16 protein-coding genes and 2 pseudogenes are annotated in these 19,072 nt (G+C 71.5%); 7 read left to right on the top strand and 11 right to left on the bottom strand.

Features of this window, described 5'->3' with window-relative positions; translation table 11 throughout:
* Positions 1-17: 17 nt before the first annotated feature.
* Positions 18-806 carry a ferritin-like domain-containing protein gene (locus tag OG272_RS09620; protein ID WP_327730470.1) on the top strand — a complete coding sequence of 263 codons (789 nt, stop codon included), beginning with the start codon at positions 18-20 and terminating at the stop codon, positions 804-806.
* Positions 807-894: 88 nt separating this feature from the next.
* On the opposite strand, the gene corA is transcribed toward OG272_RS09620, so the two are convergent.
* Positions 895-1,878 (bottom strand): magnesium/cobalt transporter CorA, encoded by a 984-nt coding sequence (corA, locus tag OG272_RS09615; RefSeq protein ID WP_405893074.1) that lies wholly within the window; start codon positions 1,876-1,878, stop codon positions 895-897.
* Between the two features lie 73 nt (positions 1,879-1,951).
* Here corA and OG272_RS09610 point away from each other — a divergent pair, with 73 nt between their 5' ends.
* The 4 genes from OG272_RS09610 to mshC all read left to right on the top strand — a co-directional run bounded on the left by OG272_RS09610 (position 1,952) and on the right by mshC (position 5,477).
* Positions 1,952-2,638: a histidine phosphatase family protein gene (locus OG272_RS09610; RefSeq protein ID WP_327730472.1), complete on the top strand. Its 687-nt coding sequence runs from the start codon at positions 1,952-1,954 to the stop codon at positions 2,636-2,638.
* Positions 2,639-2,734: 96 nt separating this feature from the next.
* Positions 2,735-3,325 (top strand): DUF3090 domain-containing protein, encoded by a 591-nt coding sequence (locus OG272_RS09605; RefSeq protein ID WP_326583942.1) that lies wholly within the window; start codon positions 2,735-2,737, stop codon positions 3,323-3,325.
* Positions 3,289-4,146 carry an SCO1664 family protein gene (locus OG272_RS09600; RefSeq protein ID WP_327730473.1) on the top strand — a complete coding sequence of 286 codons (858 nt, stop codon included), beginning with the start codon at positions 3,289-3,291 and terminating at the stop codon, positions 4,144-4,146. The genes OG272_RS09605 and OG272_RS09600 overlap by 37 nt, the downstream gene beginning before the upstream one ends.
* Before the next feature lie 101 nt (positions 4,147-4,247).
* Positions 4,248-5,477 (top strand): cysteine--1-D-myo-inosityl 2-amino-2-deoxy-alpha-D-glucopyranoside ligase, encoded by a 1,230-nt coding sequence (mshC, locus tag OG272_RS09595; RefSeq protein WP_327730474.1) that lies wholly within the window; start codon positions 4,248-4,250, stop codon positions 5,475-5,477.
* A 129-nt stretch (positions 5,478-5,606) separates the two neighbouring features.
* Here mshC and OG272_RS09590 read toward each other — a convergent pair whose 3' ends face one another.
* The gene (locus OG272_RS09590; RefSeq protein WP_405893071.1) at positions 5,607-5,747 is read right to left on the bottom strand and encodes a hypothetical protein; all 141 of its coding nucleotides are present in this window, start codon (positions 5,745-5,747) and stop codon (positions 5,607-5,609) included.
* Between the two features lie 153 nt (positions 5,748-5,900).
* On the opposite strand from OG272_RS09590, the gene OG272_RS09585 reads away from it, so the two are divergent.
* Positions 5,901-6,905, top strand: a complete 1,005-nt coding sequence (locus OG272_RS09585; protein WP_327730476.1) for a superoxide dismutase — start codon at positions 5,901-5,903, stop codon at positions 6,903-6,905.
* Positions 6,906-7,025: 120 nt separating this feature from the next.
* Here the strand turns inward: OG272_RS09585 and OG272_RS09580 are convergent, their stop codons facing one another.
* The 4 genes and pseudogenes from OG272_RS09580 to OG272_RS09565 form a co-directional block, all read right to left on the bottom strand.
* Complete coding sequence (locus tag OG272_RS09580) at positions 7,026-8,054, bottom strand: PAC2 family protein (protein WP_327730477.1); 1,029 nt, start codon at positions 8,052-8,054, stop codon at positions 7,026-7,028.
* A gap of 157 nt (positions 8,055-8,211) precedes the next feature.
* Positions 8,212-8,883 (bottom strand): FadR/GntR family transcriptional regulator, encoded by a 672-nt coding sequence (locus OG272_RS09575; RefSeq protein ID WP_326583947.1) that lies wholly within the window; start codon positions 8,881-8,883, stop codon positions 8,212-8,214.
* A 66-nt stretch (positions 8,884-8,949) separates the two neighbouring features.
* A pseudogene (locus OG272_RS09570) lies at positions 8,950-9,462 on the bottom strand (amidohydrolase family protein); the annotation flags it as partial.
* A pseudogene (locus tag OG272_RS09565) lies at positions 9,395-9,766 on the bottom strand (purine-nucleoside phosphorylase); the annotation flags it as partial. The pseudogenes OG272_RS09570 and OG272_RS09565, both read right to left, overlap by 68 nt.
* A gap of 145 nt (positions 9,767-9,911) precedes the next feature.
* On the opposite strand from OG272_RS09565, the gene OG272_RS09560 reads away from it, so the two are divergent.
* Positions 9,912-11,633 carry a GNAT family N-acetyltransferase gene (locus OG272_RS09560; protein ID WP_327730478.1) on the top strand — a complete coding sequence of 574 codons (1,722 nt, stop codon included), beginning with the start codon at positions 9,912-9,914 and terminating at the stop codon, positions 11,631-11,633.
* Positions 11,634-11,679: 46 nt separating this feature from the next.
* Here the strand turns inward: OG272_RS09560 and OG272_RS09555 are convergent, their stop codons facing one another.
* The 5 genes from OG272_RS09555 to OG272_RS09535 form a co-directional block, all read right to left on the bottom strand.
* Entirely contained in the window at positions 11,680-13,572 is a 1,893-nt protein-coding gene (locus OG272_RS09555; protein WP_327730479.1) for an AMP-binding protein, read from the bottom strand.
* A gap of 150 nt (positions 13,573-13,722) precedes the next feature.
* Positions 13,723-15,339, bottom strand: a complete 1,617-nt coding sequence (locus OG272_RS09550) for an FAD-dependent oxidoreductase (protein WP_405893070.1) — start codon at positions 15,337-15,339, stop codon at positions 13,723-13,725.
* Between the two features lie 54 nt (positions 15,340-15,393).
* The gene (gene glpK, locus OG272_RS09545) at positions 15,394-16,932 is read right to left on the bottom strand and encodes a glycerol kinase GlpK (protein WP_327730480.1); all 1,539 of its coding nucleotides are present in this window, start codon (positions 16,930-16,932) and stop codon (positions 15,394-15,396) included.
* A 101-nt stretch (positions 16,933-17,033) separates the two neighbouring features.
* On the bottom strand, positions 17,034-17,831 hold the full coding sequence (locus OG272_RS09540) for an MIP/aquaporin family protein (RefSeq protein WP_405893069.1): 798 nt from the start codon (positions 17,829-17,831) through the stop codon (positions 17,034-17,036).
* Positions 17,832-18,205: 374 nt separating this feature from the next.
* The gene (locus OG272_RS09535) at positions 18,206-18,970 is read right to left on the bottom strand and encodes an IclR family transcriptional regulator (protein WP_326583953.1); all 765 of its coding nucleotides are present in this window, start codon (positions 18,968-18,970) and stop codon (positions 18,206-18,208) included.
* Between the last annotated feature and the right edge of the window lie 102 nt (positions 18,971-19,072).

Genomic DNA, 19,072 nt, shown 5'->3' with positions numbered 1-19,072 from the left:
GCAGAGAGGTGCCTCAGATGCTTTCGGCCAAGAGTCTTTTCCAGGAGATCGTCGACAACGACGAGTCGTTCCGACTGTTCTGTTCCATCGCCGCCGGCGGCGAGACGCAGGGCGGCTGGGAGAACGCGCGCATCGCCGCGCTCGTCCCGCGGAGCGAGCGCGCACTCGCACCCAAGATCAGCCGCCACGGTGCCGACGAGGACAAGCACGGGCGGATCTTCAACGCCCTCATGAAGAAGCGCGGCCTCGAACCCGTGGAGGTCCCGCCCGAGACCGACTACACCATGCTCCTGGAGCGCGGCGGCATCGGTCTCGCGCACGACAGGCTCAAGGCCGACCAGGCCCTCACGGTGCCGGACATCATCGTCTACCTGTCCCACAGCAGGGTCACCGAACAGCGTGCCGCCGACCAGATGGCGATGCTCCGCAAGCACTTCGTGGGCCACCCCGAGATCGGCAAGGCCGTCCGGATGATCTCCGACGACGAGGACAACCACCTCGCCTACACCCACGAGGAACTACTGCGCTACGCGGCCGCCGGACACGGCCGCCTCATCCAGCGGACCCTGCGCGAGTGCGCCCTCGCGGAGATCGCCGTCCACCGGGACGTCAGCCTCGCCGTGATGGACCGGATGGGGCGCATCCTGGGCTGGCCGAAGGCCAAGGCGGCCGTCCTCGCCGCGGGCATCCGCGCCGTGTACGCGTACGAGCGTGCCCTCGGCTGGCGTCGCATGGTCACGCTGGAGATGCCGGAGCGCCGAGACGCGCTGGGCGGGCCCGCGACGGCGGCCCCCGAGTTCGCCTGAGGCACCTTCCCCACCCGATACGCGCGCGTGGGCGACCATGTTCGTCTGTTCGTCCACGCGCGCGTACGGCATCGCGGCACGCGGCGGGCTACAGCCAGCCCCGGCGCTTGAAGAGCCGGTACACCAGCACCTCCGTCACGACCATCAGCGCCATCAGCGCCGGGTACGACCACACCCAGCGCAGTTCGGGCATGTGCTCGAAGTTCATGCCGTAGACGCCGGCGGCCATGGTGGGGATCGCGGCCATGGCGGCCCAGGCGGAGATCTTCCGCATGTCGTCGTTCTGGCGGACGCTCATCTGCGCCAGGTGGGCGGAGAGGATGTCGGAGACCAGCCGGTCCAGGCTTTCGACGGACTCGTTGACGCGGGTGAGGTGGTCGTGGACGTCGCGGAAGAAGGGCTGGGCCGTCTCGTCGACGAAGGGCACCGCGGTGGTGAGGTTGCCCGTGCCCGCGAGCCGGACGAGCGGCGCGGCGAGGGGCCCGGTGGCCCGGCGGAACTCCAGGACCTGGCGTTTGAAGGTGTAGACCCGGGAGGCCGTGTTCCGTGAGCCGCCGAGGTCGGGGGAGAAGACCTCCGCCTCCAACTCCTCCAGGTCGGTCTGGAGCTCGGTCGCCACGTCCAGGTAGTGGTCGACGGTGGCGTCCGTGATCGCGTACAGCACGGACGTGGGCCCCTTGCCGAGCAGTTCGGGCTCCTGCTCCAGGCGACGGCGTACGACACCCAGGGGCGAGCCCTCGCCGTGGCGGACGGTCACGACGAAGGCGTGGCCGAGGAAGACCATCACCTCGCCGCTGGTCACCGTGTCACTGGACGGCTCGTACACGACCGGCTTGAGGACCATGAACAGCGAGTCGTCGTAGACCTCCAGCTTGGGCCGCTGGTGGGCCTTCAGCGCGTCCTCCACGGCCAGCGGATGAAGCGCGAACTCCTCGGTGACCAGGGCGAACTCCTTCTCCGACGGCTCGTGCAGGCCGATCCACACGAAGCCGCCACAGGCGCGGGCCGCGGCCAGGGCGTCGGGGCCCTCGGTGCGGTGCCCGTCGTGGTAGACGGCGCAGTCGACGATCACAGGAGTTCCTTTCGCAGAGGCCTTGTCCACAGGGCCGAGGGAGGCCGTGGGGCGGGCGTCTAGGCTGGGGCGCATGCCTACGTTGATCCTTGTCCGGCACGGACGTTCCACCGCCAACACCGAGGGAGTGCTTGCCGGGTGGACGCCCGGGGTCGCGCTCGACGAGCGGGGCGTCGCGCAGGCCGCGGCGCTGCCCGGCCGTCTCGCCGGACTGCCGATCGCCGAGGTCGTCACCAGCCCGCTCCAGCGCTGCCAGGAAACGATCCGTCCGCTCCTCGACGCCCGGCCCGGACTGAGCCCGCACACCGACGACCGCATCGGCGAGTGCCACTACGGCGACTGGTCCGGCCGCAAGCTCGCCGAGCTGAAGGACGAGCCGCTGATGGAGGTCGTACAGACGTATCCGACGGCGGCGCAGTTTCCCGGCGGCGAGTCGATGCGGGCCATGCAGCACCGGGCCGCCGAGGCGGTACGGGAGTGGAACGCGCGCGTGGAGCGCGAGCACGGCGCCGACGCCGTGTATCTGATGTGCTCGCACGGCGACATCATCAAGTCGCTCGTCGCGGACGCACTCGGACTTCATCTGGACCTCTTCCAGCGGATCTCTGTGGAACCGTGTTCCATCACCGCGATCCGTTACACACGACTCAGGCCGTTTCTCGTCCGCCTCGGTGACACCGGGGACTTCTCGTCCCTGGCGCCGCGCGAGGAGCCCCCGAGCGGTGACGCGACCGTCGGGGGCGGTGCGGGGGCACCGTGATCGTCAACCGCAGTAGGGTGAAGCGTTCGCGGCGGCGCTGAGCCAGTCAGCAGCCGACGCGACCGGTCCCGACGTCGATTCCAATGGAGACAGGACGTGTCCCGTCAGGTGTTCCTCTACGACCCCCCGGACCGCTTCGTGGCCGGTACGGTCGGGCTGCCCGGGCGCCGGACCTTCTTCCTGCAGGCTTCCTCGGGGCAGCGTGTCACCAGCGTCGCCCTGGAGAAGACCCAGGTCGCCGCACTCGCCGAGCGCATGGACGAACTGCTCGACGAGGTCGTGCGGCGCAGCGGCGGAAGCGCCGCGGTGCCGGCCGTCGCACCCACCGAGGTGTCGGACACGGCGCCGCTGGAGGCCCCCGTCGAGGAGGAGTTCCGGGTCGGCACCATGGCGTTGGCCTGGGACGGCGACGAAGAACGGATGATCGTCGAGGCCCAGGCCCTGGTCGAGCTGGACGCCGACTCGGAGGAGGACCTGGCCGAGGCGGAGGAGCGGATGCTCCAGGACGAGGAGAACGGCCCGCCGATGCTCCGCGTCCGCCTCACCGGCACCCAGGCCCGGGCCTTCGCCAAGCGCGCCCTCGACGTGGTCAACGCGGGCCGGCCGCCGTGCCCGCTGTGCAGTCTGCCGCTCGATCCGGAGGGACACGTATGTCCGCGCCAGAACGGATACCGGCGCGGGGCGTGACCCCCTCCGCCGAGTCGTCGCCCGTCCCGTCGATCGAGCCGTCGGTCAGACTCCTGGCCGAGGGTGAGCTGACCGTGCGCGGGCAGGTGCGGGAGGCGTCCAACGCGGTGCTGTACTGCACGGTCTCGCACGAGGGACGGGAAGCCGCCTGCGTCTACAAGCCCGTCGCCGGGGAGCGGCCCCTGTGGGACTTCCCCGACGGGACGCTCGCGCAGCGGGAGATCGCCGCGTACGAGGTGTCCGAGGCGACCGGCTGGGGGCTCGTCCCGCCCACCGTGCTGCGGGACGGGCCGTACGGGGAGGGCATGTGCCAACTGTGGATCGAGGGTGAGCCCGGGTCCGAGCTGCTGGCCCTCATGGACGGCGAGGAGGCCGGGGACGGCTGGAAGGCCGTCGGGTTCGCGGAGGTCGGGGACGGGAGGACCGCGCTCCTCGTACACGCCGACGACCAGCGGCTGCGGCGGCTCGCCGTCCTCGACGCGATCGTCAACAACGCCGACCGCAAGGGCGGGCATCTGCTGCCCGCCGCCGAGGGGCGGCTCTACGGCATCGACCACGGAGTGACCTTCAACGTCGAGAACAAGCTGCGGACGCTGTTGTGGGGGTGGGCGGGGGAGCCGCTCACGGAGGAGGCCGTGGGCGTGCTGGAGCGGCTGCGCGACGCTCTGGGCGATGGCGGGGCGCTCGCCGCCAAGCTGTCCTCGTTGATCACACCGGCGGAGCTCGACGCCACGAGGGAGCGGGTCGCCGCCCTGTTGAAGAGCGGCCGCCACCCTGAGCCGAGCGGCGACTGGCCGGCGATCCCCTGGCCGCCGGTCTGAGACGCATGGCCGCCGGTCTGAGACGCACCCCAAAACGGGGCGTACCCCCGAGTGGACAGGCGCCCGGCTTAACGGCGCAGCGATCGGGTTAGGCTCGTGGCATGCATGCCTGGCCCGCTTCTGAGGTCCCCGCCCTGCCCGGCAAGGGCCGCGACCTTCGGATCCACGACACCGCGACCGATGGGCTCATCACCCTTGACCCCGGTCCCGTCGCCCGTATCTACGTCTGCGGTATCACCCCCTACGACGCGACCCACATGGGTCACGCGGCGACCTACAACGCGTTCGACCTCGTACAGCGCGTGTGGCTCGACACCAAGCGGCAGGTTCACTACGTCCAGAACGTGACGGACGTCGACGACCCCCTGCTGGAGCGGGCCGCGCGCGACGCCATCGACTGGGTGGCCCTCGCCGAGAAGGAGACCGCCCTCTTCCGTGAGGACATGACCGCCCTGCGGATGCTCCCGCCGCGCCACTACATCGGCGCGGTCGAGGCCATCCCCGGAATCGTTCCGCTCGTCGAGCGGCTCCTCGACTCCGGCGCCGCCTACGAACTCGAAGGGGACATCTACTTCTCCGTCGAGTCCGACCCCGACTTCGGCAAGGTCTCGCGCCTTGACGCGGCCACGATGCGGCTGCTCTCCGCCGAGCGCGGCGGCGACCCGGACCGGGCCGGCAAGAAGAACCCCCTCGACCCGATGCTCTGGATGGCCGCGCGTGAGGGCGAGCCCAGCTGGGACGGCGGCTCCCTCGGACGCGGGCGGCCCGGCTGGCACATCGAGTGCGTCGCCATCGCCCTGGACCATCTCGGCATGGGCTTCGACGTCCAGGGCGGCGGGTCCGATCTCGCCTTCCCGCACCACGAGATGGGCGCCTCGCACGCGCAGGCGCTGACCGGTGAGTTCCCCATGGCCAAGGCGTACGTCCACGCCGGGATGGTCGCGCTGCACGGCGAGAAGATGTCGAAGTCGAAGGGCAACCTGGTCTTCGTCTCCAAGCTGCGCCGCGACGGGGTCGACCCGGCCGCGATACGGCTCGCGCTCCTCGCCCACCACTACCGCGCCGACTGGGAGTGGACCGACCAGGTCCTCCAGGACGCCGTCGCACGGCTCGGCCGGTGGCGCGCCGCCGTCTCCCGGCCCGACGGACCGCCCGCCGAGGCCCTCGTCGAGGAGATCCGCGAGGCCCTGGCGAACGACCTGGACGCGCCGACCGCGCTCGCCGCGGTCGACCGCTGGGCCGCGCTCCAGGAGGAGCGGGGCGGCACGGACGAGGGCGCGCCCGGCGTCGCCTCGCGTGCCGTGGACGCGCTCCTCGGCGTGGCCCTGTGAAACAACTGCAGTAACGACTCTGCGCAGGCGTCGGAGACGTCACACGGGTAACGCGGGCCGTAAGGGACGAGATACGGGACGAGAACGGTGGGGCGCTTCCTCCGGCCGGAGGAAGCGCCCTTCGTCCCTTCACGAGGACTCGGAACCCGCGGTCGGCTCCACGATCCGTACCCCGCGCAGGCCCGCCGCCGGCGGGGGAGGTCCGGCGCGCGGCCGCCCCTGGAGCGGATGGCCGATGCCGGCGCGGCCGTCGGCCACACCGGAGGTCACGCCACAATCCGCCCAGAAGCGCTCCCGCCGCTGTCAAGGCGCTGTCGGTCGATCGTCGAAGGGCTGCAGGGCCGGTCGGCATGTGATGGGGTGACAGACATCAGTTGAAGCCGGACCGGCCGGCTGCCGGTTCCTTCGTGGAAGGGACGCACAGTGGCTCCCCCGCAACCCCCGCATTCCTCCTCCGCTCGTCACCTCAGTCGGCGCAGACTGCTCACGACCTCGGCCGCCACCGCAGGCGCGCTGCTCTTCGGGGCCTCGGCCGCGACCGCCTCCGCGAAAGCCTCCGCCTCCGGGGACACCTGGCCCGACGTCATCCCCCTGCCCAACGGCTTCCGCCCCGAGGGCATCACCATCGGCGGCGGCCCCTACGCCTACCTGGGCTCCCTCGGCGACGGCTCGATCTACCGCGCCGACCTGCGCACCGGCGAGGGCGGCATCATCTCCGCGGGCCCCGGTACGCCCTCCGTCGGGCTCAAACTCGACGACCGGGGGCGGCTGTTCGTCGCCGGGCGGGGTCAGGGCGCCCGGGTGGTGGACGTCCGTACCGGCGAGATCATCGCGTCGTACACGCTCACCACGAAGACGCCGACCTTCGCGAACGACGTCTTCCTCACCCCGCGTGCCGCCTGGTTCACCGACTCGTTCCAGCCCGCCCTGTACGCCCTGCCGCTCGGCCACGACGGCCGGCTGCCGAAGGCGAACGAGGTCGTGACGGTCACCCTGAGCGGCGACTGGACCCAGGTCCCCGGCGGGGCCGTCAACGCCAACGGCATCACCGGCACTCCTGACGGCAAGGCCCTCCTGGTCGTCCAGTCCGGAGTCGGCGGCCTCCACCGGGTGAACCCGAGGACCGGGGGCACCGAGCTCGTCGACCTCGGTGACGCGGCGCCCCTCAGCAACGGCGACGGCCTGCTGCTCCTCGGCCGGCGGCTCTATGCCGTCCAGAACCGCCAGAACGCGATCGACGTGTTCAAGCTCGCCGACGACGGCCGCAGCGGCGTCTTCGAGGGCCGCCTCACGGTCTCCGACTTCGACGTCCCGACCACGGTCGCGGCCCACAAGAACCGCCTCTACCTGCCCAACGCCCGCTTCACGACGACCCCGACCCCGGACACGACGTACGCGGTGGTCGCGGTGAAGAGGGGTGTCGTGTAGACATCGGTCCCCCCGCGTCCCTGCTGCTTCCCAGGGGCGCGGGGGGACCGCGTGACCAGCCACGACGAGCCCGCGGATCCCGCGGATCCCGCGCGGTGTCACCCGTCGAAATCCGGCGTCTCAGTCGTCCGACGAATCCTCGTCCTCGTCCACGGGCCCGTCCACGGTCTCGTCCGTGGCCTCCGGCCGAGTCGGCTTCGGCGGACGCGGACGGCCACCGGGGTTGTCCTTCGGATTCCACGCGCCGGGCCCCGTGTCACCCCCGTCGGCCGTGGCGTGCCCCCCTGCCGGTCCGGCGGGGCCGCCACCACCGTCGCGGCGCCGGAGGTACCGCTCGAACTCGCGAGCGATCGCCTCGCCCGACGCCTCCGGCAGCTCCGCCGTGTCCCGGGCCTCCTCCAGCGTCTGCACGTACTCGGCGACCTCGCTGTCCTCCGCCGCCAGCTGGTCCACGCCCACCTGCCAGGCGCGCGCGTCCTCGGGCAGCTCGCCCAGCGGGATGCGCACGTCGATGAGGTCCTCCAGCCGGTTCAGGAGGGCCAGCGTCGCCTTCGGGTTCGGCGGCTGCGACACGTAGTGCGGCACCGCGGCCCAGAGCGAGACCGCCGGGACGCCCGCGTGCGTGCACGCCTCCTGGAGGATGCCGACGATGCCCGTGGGGCCCTCGTACTTGGTCTCCTCCAGATCCATCCGCTGCGCGAGGTCCGGGTCGGACGTGACACCGCTGACCGGGACCGGACGTGTGTGCGGGGTGTCGCCGAGCAGCGCGCCCAGGACGACCACCAGCTCCACGCCCAGTTCGTGGGCGAAGCCCAGCAGTTCGTTGCAGAACGAGCGCCAGCGCATCGACGGTTCGATGCCCCGGACGAGGACGAGATCACGGGGCTTGTCGCCGCCGACCCTGACCACCGACAGCCGTGTCGTCGGCCAGGTGATCTTCCGTACGCCACCGTCCAGCCACACCGTGGGACGGTTCACCTGGAAGTCGTAGTAGTCCTCGGCGTCCAGTGCCGCGAACACCTCGCCCTTCCATTCCCGGTCCAGATGCGCGACCGCGGTGGAGGCGGCGTCGCCGGCGTCGTTCCAGCCTTCGAACGCGGCCACCATCACTGGGTCGATCAGCTCGGGAACCCCCTCCAGCTCGATCACCCAGCGCCTCCTTCCGACGTGCCCTCGCGTACGCCCCAACCTTACGGCGTGCCGAGGAGCCCTCCGCAGCCCCCTTGCACGGGGGAGTGAACGGATCAATGCCCCGTTCGGACGGCTCAAACACGCGTCGGCCCTCGGGGCTCAAGTGATCGACTTCTCACAGCGACGACCGCAGCCACTGCTCCACGCTCGCGATGTGCACCGTCGCCCAGGAACGCGCGGCGTCGGCGTCGCGGTCGCGGAGGGCCGCCAGGATGGCTCGATGTTCGTGCAGGGTCTGGCTGACGGCGTCCTCCTGGGTCAGTCCGCGCCAGATGCGGGCCCGCGTCGTCGGGCCCGACAGACCGTCAAGGAGCGAACAGAGCACGGAGTTCCCGGAACTCTGCACGATGCCCCTGTGGAACTCCAGGTCGCAGGCGACCAGCTCCTCCACCGACGGGTCGGTGCCGAGCTTGTCCAGCTGGGAGCTCAGCGCGTCCAGTTGCTGCTCGCTGATCTTCAGGGCGGCCATCGCCGTCGCCGCCGGCTCCAGTATGCGGCGCACGGCGAGGAACTCCAGGACCGTGTCGTCGCGGTGGAAGTCGACGACGAAACTCAGCGCCTCGAGCAGGAGTTGGGGATCCAGGCTGGTCACATAGGTGCCGTCGCCCTGCCGTACGTCCAGGATGCGGATCAAGGACAGGGCGCGCACGGCCTCGCGCAGGGAGTTGCGGGACAGCCCGAGATCGGCGGCGAGCTCGCTCTCCTTCGGAAGCCGGTCGCCGGGGCGCAGCGCGCCGGAGACGATCATGCCCTTGATTTTTTCGATCGCCTCGTCGGTGACTGCCATGGCGGACCCTCCCTGTCGTTCAGACATCCGATGTCTCAGGCCATTATGGCGGCTCTCTCGGCACTATCAGGCCAAAGCCTCCAGGTCGGCCAGGGCCGCGGCCTCGTCGAGGGTGGCCAGGACGCGGTCCCGCATCAGCACCTTCCCCTCGACGACCGTGTCGCGTACGGCCGCCGCGTGTGCGGCGTAGGCGAGGGTGGACCACGGGTCGTGGCGCGGTCGCAGATGCGGTCCGCCCAGGTCGAGCACGATCAGGTCGGCCCGCTTGCCCGGCTCCAGGGAGCCCCGGTGGTCGCCGAGCCCCAGCGCGCGGGCGCCCTCGATCGTCGCCATGCGTACCGCCTGTTCGGCGCCGACCGCCGTGGGACCGCCGGCCGCCTTGTGCACCAGCGCGGCCTGCCGTACGGCACCCAGCACGTCCAGCGTGTTGGAGCTGACCGCTCCGTCCGTGCCCAGCCCCACCGTGACGCCCGCGCTCAGCAGCCGGGGCACCGGGGCGATCCCGCAGCCCAAGTTCCCTCTCGATGGCCGCGAGCCCGGCCCGGTCGTACGCGTCGAGCGCAATGAGTCCGGGCCGGAAGGCCGCCCTCGTCCCTACGATGCCCCGATGATGCGGCGCTCCCACCTCGCGGGCGGCGCGCTGGAGCGCGAGGACCGCCTCGGGGACGGAGACCGCGGGGGACTCGGGCGGCAGCAACCGCTGGGTCACACCGTCGTCGCGTACGGCGGCCTCGGCGATGACGAGGTCGCCGTCACCGTCGCCGATCCCCGGCTTCATCGCGCCCGCCGTGCCGAACCGCGGGAACGTGCGGACCCGCGCGTCCGCCGGCTCCCGGAACAGCGGGATCGCACCGGGCCCGCCCGCGCCGTGCGCGAACTCGGTGTCCGCCGTGAGGAGTTGACGAAAATGGACGCGGTACGGGCGGTTGTGGCCCCGCTCGCCCGAGGGCGTCGGAAGGCGCCGCCTCCCGAAGCCGCCGCGCCCACGTCCTAGTCTGATCATCCGATCCGGCGTCAGGAGGCACGGGGTGGAGGTGCGGATCAGACCCGCGCGGGCCGACGAGGCGACGGCGCTGACCGAGCTGGTCGTGCGCTCGAAGGCGCACTGGGGCTACGACGCGGAGTTCCTGGCGGCATGCCGGGAGGAACTCACCATCCGGGCGGACGAGATCGACGACCGCCGGATCGTCGTCGCCGAGGACGAGGCGCTCGGGATGCTCGGTGCCGCCTCCCTGGAGGGCACGGCACCCCACGGACGTCTGGGTCTCTGCTTCGTCGAGCCCCACGCCATCGGGCGCGGGGTGGGCCGCGCGCTGTACTCCCACGTGATGGGAACCGCCCGCGCGCTCGGATTCACGCGGATCACCATCGAGTCGGACCCGCACGCGGAGCCGTTCTACCGCCGGATGGGTGCCCGACCTTGCGGAGACACCCCCTCCGGCTCGGTCGAGGGGCGTGAACTGCCCCTCCTGGACGTGCTCTTCGCGACCCCGGGCGACGGCTGGACGTACGCCTGGACGGAGGGCCGTCGCGCGATCCACCTCGGCAACGTCGCCGAGTTCCAGTCCCAGTTCGGCCCCGCCTCCACCGAGGCCGCGCACTACTCCTGTCTGGCCGCCTTCATCTCGCCCCACCCGGCCGCGCTGATCCTGCCCCGGGAGGTCCCGCCCGACTGGATCGACCTGGTCGGCGGCGTCCTGGGCTGGGGCCCCGTGGAGGTGTACGACGGCCTGTCGCGCGAGCGGGCGGGCGATCTCAGCCGGGCCGTCCTGTCGCGCCCCGCGCTCGCCGAGCGGCTGAAGTCCCTCGGCCTGCCCCTTGTGCCGTGGGGCCGCACCCCCGCCTTCGCGGAACTCACCGGCGAGCCACTGGGCCCCGACGCTCTGCGGTACGAGTCCAAGCGGGCCTCGCACGAGCTGTTCACCCGGCTCGCACCGGCCCACCCGGGGATCAGAGTGCCCGAACAGTGGCGGGCGGCGACCCGGCGCGCGGCGGCGCGACTGCTCAGGACGCGGAGCCGCGCGGGGCGTGCCACCGTCGTGAAGACCGAGCACGGCGCCGGAGGATCCGGTACCTGGGTGATACGGAACCACGGGTTCAGGGCGTCTTCGCTGCCGCGCGGGCCCCTGCTTCTGGAGGAGTTCGTCTCCGGGGCGACCGAGCCCCGGGACCTGACCTTCGACGGACTGGTGGACGCGGAAGGCCGGGTGCACGAGGTGGGTGTCGCCGTCATGGACGTCGAGGGCACCGCCTACCGGGGCGCCACCGTCGGCCCCGGTGTCGTGCCGCCACCGCTCACCGGGACCGTGGCGCGCTTCGGTAGGGCCGTGGGGGAGCGGATCGCCGCGAGTGGGTACCGGGGGTGGTTCGACGTCGACTTCGTGACCGGCTCCGACGGCCGTCCGGCACCCACCGAGATCAACCTCCGGATGACGGGCCCGTCCGTCGCCTTCATGGTCAAGGCGCGGCTCGACGAGATCCGAGGGGGCGACCACCTCGTCCGCACCGTCGACCACGTCCCGCTCGGCGCCCGGCTGCCCGGCCCCGAACTGTCCGCCTTCCTGAGGGAGACGGCGAGGCGGTGCGGCGGCATCGACGCCGTCCTGGTGCCCTCGATCCCTACCGCCGCCTTCGAACCGGCCCCCCGGCTCGGCGTCGTCCTGGCCGCGCACACCCGTGAACGCCTCGACGCCGCCGAGGCGTTGGTGCGTACCGCCGCCCAGGACACCGGGCGGATGTTCCTTTCCTAGCTAGGACCCGTACCGGCTGATCACGTCCCGGGCGCGGGACCGGGGGTCACTCCGTGGCCGCGGGTTCGGGGCGCCGCGTCACGAACACCGCCACGACCGCCGCCGCGATCATCAACGGCACGTTGAAGGCGTACACCAGCGCCGCCTGCCGCTCCCAGTCGTCCTTCGCGGCGAGCCGGTAGAGGTTGTCCTGCGGCCACCAGGACACCAGCAGCCAGACGATGCCCAGATGCGCCGCCGTCGTCAGGTCGGCCGAGCGGCCCTGGTCGCGCATCAGCGGGCGCCCGGCGAACAGGAAGGCCAGGCCCGCGCAGAAGGCCAGCAGCTCGGCGAGGTACAGACCGCGGAAGAGCCACGACCACGGCGCGGGAACGTGGGTGAGGTCGGTGGAGCCCGGCCAGAACACGTCGGTGAGCAGCGCGGCCAGCGGCAGGACCACGACCAGCATCGCGCACCCCGTCACCCTGAGGGCCGCCTCCGGGTGCCCCGGTGCTCCGCCTCCCTTACCGCCCTTCCCGCCGTACGCCCCGCGCTGCGCGGGCAGTGGCAGCAGACGGCGGTCGACCTTCCCGGCCCGATTACGGGGCAGGGCACCCATGTTCACCACCGACACCGGGATCTCCGGGTCCGGCACCACACCTGCCAGATGGGTACGCACCGTCTCGGCGCCCGGGGCGGCGGTGGGGGTCCCGGGCACGACGTAGGCGACCAGCCGGTCGTCGTCCACGACGGTGATCGCGGTCTCCCGGATCTCGGGGTGGGTGGCCAGCGCGGCCTCGGCCCGGTGCGGATCGACCGTACGGCCGCGGACGGTGACCCGGTGCGCCAGCCGACCGGCGAACCGCAGCAGACCGTCCTCTCCCATGGTGCCGGCGTCACCGGTGGGCAGGGCGTCGGCGTCGGCGGGGTCGCCGGGGGGCGTCAGCCAGATCTGGCCCTTGCGGACCTCGGCCCGGCAGCCGGGAAACGGGCGGCCGAGCAGACTCACCTGGCCGGCTTCCGCCACTGGGCCGGACCATTGGTCCGTCTCGAACCAGGTGCCGCAGCCCACGACCTCCACGGTCCCGTACACCTGGAGCAGCCGGGCCCCCGGTGCCATCCGCCCCTGGAGCCGCACCTGCTCGTCGAGGAAGAGCCGCTCCCCGCCGACCGCCACCAGACGCAGCCCCGCGGGCGGCGCGGACCTGTCGAGCAGCAGCCGGGCCGTGAGCGGGTCGGTGTCGAGCACCGTGACGCCCTCGGCGAACGACTGACCCCACAGCGTCGGCCCGATCTCGCTCTCCGGCAGCACCAGTGTGCCACCGGAGCACAGCGCCCGTATCCAGCCGTAGGTGAAGGCGGCGGTGTCGGTCGGCGCGGTCACCAGATGGACGTCGGAGGGCCGCAGGCCGAACACCTCGGCCCAGGACTCGTACGCGGCGCGCAGCCGCCGGTGTGCCGCGTCGACGGGCCGCGCCCGCCCCGTCGTGCCGGCGGTGAACAGCACCGCGGCCGTCGGCCCGCAGGGCGCGGAAGGAGGCTCGGGGGAGTGCGCGTCGACGAGGTCGGCGTCGGCGTCCAGACAGACGACGCGACGGCCGGTGCCGTCGTCGACGCCCGGCCTGAACTGTTCGTACGTCAGTACGGTGTTCGCCTCTGCCAGCTCCAGCCACCGCCCGATCTCCCCGGTCGGCTGCCGCGGGTCCACCACGGCGAAGGCCCCGCCCGCCTTGAGCACGCCGACCACGGCGACCAGCAGATCCGGCAGCCGGGAGAGGCACACGGCCACGGTGTCACCCGGACCGAGCCCCCGGTGCAGCAGATGGCGGGCCAGCCGGTTGGCCCGGACCTCCAGCGTCCCGTAGGTGAGCCGCGCTCCTCGGGTGACCACCGCGGGCCGGTGCGGAGTCTCCCGCGCCCATCTCTCGAACAACTGGTGTAGTTCTTTCGCCCCGTTCATGACCGTTGATCATCCCAGAGAGGGCGCGGCGCGGGAAGACGATCCGACGGTATGCAGAAGGGGCGGCTCCACCGCCGAGTCGGTGTGGAGCCGCCCCTTTCCGTTCGGTGCCGGCCCCGGTCAGGGGGAGGGGCCGGCACCGAAACCCGGTTACTTCTTGTCGAGCAGGCCCTGCACCTTCGCCTGGACCTTGTCCGTCGCCAGTCCCCGTATCGTCAGCGTCGTCCGGCGGCGGAGCACGTCGTCCACCGTCTCGGCCCACTCGGTGTCGCGGGCGTAGACGACCTGCGCCCAGATCTCGGGGGCGTCGGGGTGGACGCGCTCGCCCAGCTCGGGGTTCTCGTTGGCGAGGCGGGCGATGTCGAAGGCGAGCGACCCGTAGTGCGTGGCCAGGTGGCGCGCGGTGTCGGCGCCCATGCGGGGGCCGGGCGCGGGGCGGTCCACCAGCAGCCGGTGGGCGACCGCGCGCGGGTTGGCGACACCCGGCAGGGGCAGCTTCTTCGGCAGCGTGGAGACCGGCTCGAAGTCCTCGCCCAGCGGGTGGCCCGGCAGCGCCTCCAGCTTCTTCATGATCGTGCGGCCGATGTGCCGGAAGGTCGTCCACTTGCCGCCCGCGACGGACAGCATGCCGCCCCGGCCCTCGGTGACGACCGTCTCCCGCTTGGCCTTGGCGGTGTCGCCGGGCCCGCCGGGCAGCACGCGCAGACCGGCGAAGGCGTACGTGATCAGGTCACGGTCGAGCTGCTGGTCCCGGATGGAGAACGCGGCCTCGTCCAGGATCTGGGCTATGTCCTTGTCGTTGACCGCGACGTCCGCCGGGTCGCCCTCGTACACCTCGTCGGTGGTGCCCAGCAGCAGCATGTCCTCCCAGGGGAGGGCGAAGGTGATGCGGTACTTGTCTATGGGGGTGGCGAGCGCGGCCTTCCACGGAGCCGTCCGCTTCAGCACCAGGTGCGCGCCCTTGGACAGCCGGATGGACGGGGCCGCGTTCGGGTCCTCCAGCTTGCGCAGGTGGTCCACCCACGGCCCGGTCGCGTTCAGCACCAGCCGGGCGCTCACCCCGAACTCGTCGCCGGAGAGACGGTCGCGCAGCTCGGCACCGGTCACCCGGCCCCTGGTGAAGCGCAGCCCGGTGACCTCGGCGTGGTTCAGCACCACCGCGCCGGACTCGACGGCCGCGCGGACCGTCATCAGCGCCATCCGGGAGTCGTTCATCTGGTCGTCGCCGTACACGGCCACGGCCTTGAGGTTGTCGGTGCGCAGCTCGGGGACGTCCTGCGCCGCCTTGGCGGGGGAGAGCAGGTGGCCCACGCCGTCACCGAACGCCGACAGCGCGGAGTAGGCGAAGACGCCCGCCCCGAGCTTCGCCGCGCCGTGCGGCCCGCCCTTGTACACGGGGAGGTAGAACGTGAGCGGATTCGCCAGGTGGGGGGCCACCTGGCGGGAGACCGCACGGCGCTCGAAGTGGTTCTCCGCCACCAGCTTCACCGCGCCGGTCTGCAGGTAGCGCAGACCGCCGTGGAGCAGCTTGGAGGAGGCGGAGGAGGTGGCGCCGGCGAAGTCGCCGGCGTCGACCAGGGCCACCCTGAGCCCGGACTGCGCGGCGTGCCAGGCGGTGGAGATACCCAGGATGCCGCCGCCGATCACGAGGAGGTCGTACGACGCCTTGGCGAGCTGCTCCCGGGTCTCGGCACGGCTCGGGTTCGAGCCGGACGCCGGGCGCGTCCCCAGGGCAGGCAGGGTCTGCAGGGTGGTCTGACTGGTCATGTGTGGTTCTTACTCCTCATCAGAGCCGGTGCCGGAGCCTTCGCGGGCTCCTTCTCAGCTCTCGTCCTCGAGCCAGCCCATGGTCCGCTCGACGGCCTTGAGCCAGCTCTTGTACTCACGGTCACGGGTCTCCGCGTCCATGCGGGGGGTCCACTCGGCGGCCCGCCGCCAGTTGGCGCGCAGGTCGTCGGTGTTGGTCCAGAAGCCGACGGCGAGACCGGCGGCGTAGGCGGCGCCGAGGCAGGTGGTCTCGGCGACCATCGGGCGCACCACGGGGGCGTCGAGGAAGTCCGAGAGGGTCTGCATCAGCAGGTTGTTGGAGGTCATGCCGCCGTCGACCTTGAGGGCCGCGAGCTCGACGCCCGAGTCCTTGGTCATGGCGTCCGTGATCTCACGGGTCTGCCAGGCGGTGGCCTCCAGGACGGCGCGCGCGAGGTGCGCCTTGGTGACGTACCGGGTGAGACCGGCGATCACACCGCGGGCGTCGGAGCGCCAGTACGGGGCGAACAGACCGGAGAAGGCCGGCACGAAGTACGCGCCGCCGTTGTCCTCGACCGAGAGCGCGAGCGTCTCGATCTCGGCGGCGGTGGAGATGAGCCCCATCTGGTCGCGCATCCACTGCACCAGCGAACCGGTGACGGCGATCGAGCCCTCCAGCGCGTAGACCGGCTTCTGGTCGCCGATCCGGTAGCCGACCGTGGTCAGCAGGCCGCTGTAGGAGTTGATGATCTTCTCGCCGGTGTTCAGCAGCATGAACGTGCCGGTGCCGTACGTGGACTTGGCCTCGCCCTCGGCGAAACACGTCTGGCCGAACAGGGCCGCCTGCTGGTCGCCGAGCGCGGAGGCGACCGGGATGCCGCCGAGCAGGTCGCCGAGCCTGCCGCCGGTGACCTCGCCGTACACCTCGGCGGAGGAGCGGATCTCCGGGAGCATCGACAGCGGAACGCCGATGGACTCGGCGATCTTCTCGTCCCACTCCAGCGTGTGCAGGTTCATCAGCATGGTGCGGGAGGCGTTGGTGACGTCGGTGACGTGGTGGCCGCCGTCGACACCGCCCGTCAGGTTCCAGATGACCCAGCTGTCCATGGTGCCGAAGAGGATGTCGCCGGCTTCGGCGCGCTCGCGCAGGCCCTCGACGTTGTCGAGCAGCCAGCGGGCCTTCGGGCCGGCGAAGTACGAGGCCAGCGGCAGGCCGGTCTCGCGGCGGAAGCGGTCCTGGCCGACGTTGCGGCCGAGCTCGCGGCAGAGGGCGTCGGTACGGGTGTCCTGCCAGACGATGGCGTTGTGGACGGGCTCACCGGTGTTCTTGTCCCAGAGCAGCGTGGTCTCGCGCTGGTTGGTGATGCCGATGGCCTTGATGTCGTCGCGGGTGATGCCGGCCTTCTCGATGGCCCCGGCGACGACCTCCTGGACGTTCGTCCAGATCTCGGTGGCGTTGTGCTCGACCCAGCCCGGCTTCGGGAAGATCTGCTCGTGCTCCTTCTGGTCGACGGAGACGATACGTCCGTCGCGGTCGAAGACGATGCAGCGGCTGGAGGTGGTGCCCTGGTCGATGGCGGCGATGAAAGGGCCGGCGGTGTGGGCGTCGGTCACGGTGTGCTCCTGAAAGTTCACTGGTCAAAGGGATGTACGTACGGCGCGTGCTGAGCGTTTCGCGGGATCACGGGGTTTCCGGGATCGGCGGCTCGGTGCTCTTAAGCGAAGGCGACGTTGTAGATGCCTGCAGCGATGGCTGCGCCGATCAGGGGACCGACCACCGGGACCCAGGCGTAGCTCCAGTCGGAGCCGCCCTTGTTGGGCAGGGGCAGAAGGGCGTGGACGATACGCGGACCGAGGTCACGGGCCGGGTTGATCGCGTAACCGGTCGGGCCACCGAGGGACAGACCGATGGAGACCACCACGAGTGCGGTGATCAGGGCGCCGAGGGTGCCGAGTCCCTTGCCCTCGCCGTTCAGGCCCTGCGTGAGGACCGCCAGGACGAGCACGATGGTGCCGATGACCTCGGTGGCGGTGTTCTGTACCGCGTTACGGATCTCGGGGCCGGTGGAGAAGATGCCGAGCACGGGGCCGGCGCCGGTCTCCCGGGCCTCGACGGACTTGGTCCTGGCGGCCTCCGCCGGCTCGCCGACGATCTCCCGGTCGGTGAGGTGGGCGCGGAACTGGCCGTAGTAGGCGACCCAGACCAGGGCGGCGCCGATCATGGCGCCGAGCATCTGCCCGCTCCAGTAGACCGGGACCTGGTCCCAGCCGATGCCCTTCTTCTTCAGCGCGAGGGCGAGGGTCACGGCCGGGTTCAGGTGGGCGCCGGAGAGCGGCGCGGAGGTGTAGACGGCCGTGAGAACGGCAAAACCCCACCCGAAGGTGATGGCGAGCCAACCGGCGTTACGGGCCTTGGAGGCCTTGAGCGTGACGGCCGCGCAGACGCCGCCGCCGAGCAGGATGAGTATGGCGGTACCGATGGTCTCGCCGATGAAGATGTCGGAGCTGGACACCCGCGACTCCTTTGTCCTTCGTCCAGGGGAAGCCGAACCCCGGGTCCCACCGGTGGTTCGTGCTCTCGTTGGCTGAGAGCGATGTCGGCCCTTGGCGTCGTGACACTCTAGCGCGTATTGCCGGTAGGTGTTCGACAATGCCGACCGATGGACGGGAGTCTTGCTGTGGCGTGAGTGCCTAGTCAAGGGTCCTGTTGTCGAAAACACGATCGTTATTGATCGAAGTGGCTTATCGATCTTGAGATGGCTGCTATGGGTGCCCACGCCGACGCGACAGGCGTACGCGCGCGTGGGCACCCCGGCACGGCGAAGGCCGGGACACCGCAGGGGTGTCCCGGCCTTCGCCGGTCAGGTGAGGTGCGGCCGGACGGCCGTCAGAACCGCCCGGCGCCCAGATCCCGCGACACCGCGCGGGCGCAGTCCCGTACGGCCGCGATCAGCTCGGGGCGCAGCTCGCCCTCGCGGCACAGCCGCTCCACGGCGCCGGTGATGCCGACCGCGCCGACGGGCATACGGCGCCGGTCGTGGATGGGGGCGGCGATGGATGCCACGCCCTCCCAGGTCTCCTCGACGTCGGCCGCGTACCCGCGCGCGCGGGTGATGTCCAGGACGGCCTCGAAGTCGGCCGACTCGGAGACGGTCCGCTCGGTGAACGCCTTGCGCTCGCTCTCCAGGACCTCGCTGTGCGCGACCGGGTCGTAGGCCGAGAGGACCTTGCCCAGGGCCGTGGAGTGCAGCGGCTGCATGGCCCCTATCTCCAGGACCTGTCGGCTGTCGTCGGGCCGGAAGACGTGGTGCACGATCAGCACGCCCCGCTGGTGCAGCACCCCCAGATGGACGCTCTCGCCGCTGGAGCGGGCCAGGTCGTCCGTCCAGACCAGCGCACGCGCCCGAAGCTCGTGGACGTCGAGATAGGTGGTCCCGAGCCGCAGCAGCTCGGCCCCCAGCTGGTACCGCCCGGAGGCGTCGTCCTGTTCGACGAACCCCTCGTGCTGGAGCGTGCGCAGTATGCCGTGGGCGGTGCCCTTGGCGAGTCCCAGCGACGAGGCGATGTCCGACAGGCCGAGCCGCCGCTCGCCGCCCGCGAGCAGGCGCAGCATCGCGGCCGCCCGTTCGAGCGACTGGATGTTCCGTGCCATCCCCGTCCTGCCTCCGTCCCCTTCGGCCGCCGTTCGCGACTGAACTTCCATCGTTCGGCAATGTCGAACACTACCGGTCGTTGCCGACCTCCCGCTAATGGC

It is taken from the genome of Streptomyces sp. NBC_00104 (assembly GCF_045160825.1).
Taxonomy (GTDB): Bacteria; Actinomycetota; Actinomycetes; order Streptomycetales; family Streptomycetaceae; genus Streptomyces.
This window is presented reverse-complemented; position numbering and strand designations above follow the sequence as displayed.